Raw genomic sequence first — 2,827 nt, 5'->3', positions numbered from 1 at the left:
GCGCTGCGGGCGCCTTGGGCCGCGCCCGCGGACCGGTCTGCTCGCGGGCGGCGGGCGCCGCCAGACCGGCCATCACCATGAGGCCGAGGATGACGAGCAGCGCGTTCAGGATGCCGAAGTGCTCGCCGATGAACCCGAGGAACGGCGGGCCGGCGAGGAATGCGCAGTAGCCGATGATCGCGACGGCGCTCACCCGCGAGGCCGCGAGGCGGCGGTCGGACACGTCGGCCGCGGCGGACATGCCCACGGGGAACCCGAGCGAGCAGCCGACGCCCCAGAGCACGGTGCCGATGATGAGCATCCACGGCTCGTCGCCGTAGATGAACAGGGCGAGGCCGACGACGCCGATGGCGGCGAGCACCTGGAGGATCGGGACGCGGCCGAACCGGTCGAGCACGGGCCCGCCGAGCACGCGTGCGGCGGTCATGGAGACCGTGAAGACGGTGAAGATCGCCGCACCGACGGTGGCGTCGAAGCCGTGCCCGTCGACGACCGCGAGGGCGAGCCAGTCGTTCGCCCCGCCCTCGGCGAATGACATGCCGAGCATGACCACGCCGATGAGGAGCAGCCGCACGTCGCCCCAGACCACGAGGCTCTCGCGCAGCCGTCGGCGCCACGGAGGACGCGGCGCGTCGGTGTGCGGGTCGTCGCCGAGCTCCTCGCGCACCGGCACGAAGCGCACCGCGATGATCACGGCTCCCGTCACGAGCACGGCCATGACGGCGAGGTGGAAGGCGACCGGGATGCCGAGCGCGGATGCCACGACCGCGACGCCGGCTCCGGCGACGGTGCCGAAGCTGAAGAACGCGTGCATGAGGGGCATCAGCGTGCGGCCGATCTCGCGCTCCACCTCTGCGCCTTCGACGTTCATCATCACGTCGACCGTGCCGTTGCCGAACCCGAACAGCGCCAGGCCGATCATGACGAGGGGCACGGAGGGCAGGATCGAGCCGCCGATCCCGACGAGGATCAGACCGACGGCGACGATCACGAGCACCCCGGCCATGCCGAGGCGCGTGCCGAACCGCGCCATCAGCCACGGCGCCACGATGAGGCCGATGACGGATGCCGCGGAGCCGGCGAGGATGACGAACCCCACGCCCTGCGTGCTGAGGCCGACGTCGTCTCGGATCGCGGGAAGTCTGGCGACCCAGCTCGCGAGGCTCAGCCCCGAGAGGAAGAAGATCGTGAAGATCGCGTTGCGCCAGGCGATCAGTTCGCGGCGCGTGCGGTCGGTGGTCACGCTCTCACGCGGGGTTCCGGTCATCTGCTCTGCTTCGTCGTGTGCGGCTCGGCGACGGGGTCGAATCGATTCGATACCGCCGATCTGAGAACCATATCGATCACGCGGGATGATCGCAACCGCTGCCCGGTGCGCCGGGAAATCGGCGGCGAGCGACGCTTGCGCAGCACGTCGGCCGCGGGTTATCTTCTCGTGCTAAACGATTAACAATCGTCCTCCGCTCGGGGCCGTGGCCCCCTCGCAGACCCCGACAGACACCCTTCGAAGGAGAAACGCATGCTCCGATCCACCAGACCGGGCCGCACCGTCGCGGCCCTGGCCGCATCGGCCGCCGCCCTGCTCGCATTCAGCGCCTGCGCGTCAGGCAGCGCCGCCGGCGATGACGGCGGCGACGTCACGATCGACTACGCCATCTGGGACCAGAACCAGCAGCCCGCGATGGAGGAGATCGCCGCGGCGTTCACGAAGGAGCACCCGAACGTCACCGTCGACATCCAGCTCACGCCCTACAAGGAGTACTTCACGAAGCTCCAGACCGCGGTGTCGGGCGGCGCCGGCCCCGACGTGTTCTGGATGAACGGCCCCAACTTCCAGCTCTACGCCTCGAACGGCGTACTCGCGCCGCTCGACGACGAGGGCATCGAGGCATCCGACTACCCGCAGGGGCTCATCGACCTCTACACCTACGACGGCTCCCTCTACGGCGCACCGAAGGACTTCGACACCGTCGCGCTCTGGTACAACACCGAACTCTTCGACGCCGCCGACGTCGAGTACCCGAGCGCCGACTGGACCTGGGACGACCTGAAGGCCGCCGCCGCCGAGCTCACCGACCCGGCCGCGGGGGTGTACGGCATCACCGCCACCCAGTACGGCCAGGAGAACTTCTACGACTCGATCGCCCAGGCGGGCGGCGAGGTCGTCAGCGCCGACGGCACCGAGACCGGCTACGGCAGCCCCGAGGCGCTCGAGGGCATCACCCTCTGGACCGACCTCATCGACGCCGGCTCGTCGCCGTCCGCGCAGCAGATGACCGACACGAGCCCCGAGGACTTCTTCCTCTCGGGCAAGGCGGCCATGTTCCAGAACGGCTCGTGGGCGGCCGTCGCCTACGCCGAGAACCCCGACATCGCCGAGAAGGTGAACGTCGCGCCGCTCGCCGCCGGGCCGGAGGGCAACCAGAGCGTCATCCACGGCATCGGCAACGTCGCCAACGCGAAGAGCGACCAGCTCGAGATCGCCAAGGAGTTCGCCGCGTTCGCGAGCGGAGAACAGGCCGCGAAGATCCAGGCGGAGACCGGCACCGTGATCCCGGCGTTCAACGGCACCCAGCAGGCCTGGGTCGACGCGCTGCCGCAGTACGACCTGCACGTCTACATCGACGCGCTCGAGACCGCCGTGCCGTACCCGGTGTCCAAGAACACCGCCGCGTGGAACGCGATCGAGAGCGAGATCCTCTCGCAGGTCTGGGCGGGCACACTGACCCCCGAGGACGGGCTCGCGCAACTCGCCGAGCAGATGCAGGCCGCTCTCGACGCGGAGTCGGAGTAGCGCCATGACCGACCTGATCGCGCAGCGCACCGC

Annotated in this window: 2 protein-coding genes; one reads left to right on the top strand and one right to left on the bottom strand. The window is 69.8% G+C overall.

Features of this window, described 5'->3' with window-relative positions; translation table 11 throughout:
* Positions 1-1,267: MFS transporter (locus tag AC1DY2_RS18235; RefSeq protein WP_476763697.1), on the bottom strand; the 1,267-nt coding region annotated here is incomplete at its 3' end.
* Positions 1,268-1,519: 252 nt separating this feature from the next.
* On the opposite strand from AC1DY2_RS18235, the gene AC1DY2_RS18230 reads away from it, so the two are divergent.
* Positions 1,520-2,794 (top strand): ABC transporter substrate-binding protein, encoded by a 1,275-nt coding sequence (locus tag AC1DY2_RS18230; protein ID WP_476763696.1) that lies wholly within the window; start codon positions 1,520-1,522, stop codon positions 2,792-2,794.
* The last annotated feature ends 33 nt before the right edge of the window (positions 2,795-2,827 follow it).

The sequence above is a fragment of the Agromyces sp. P1_H4 genome (assembly GCF_056405255.1).
This window is presented reverse-complemented; position numbering and strand designations above follow the sequence as displayed.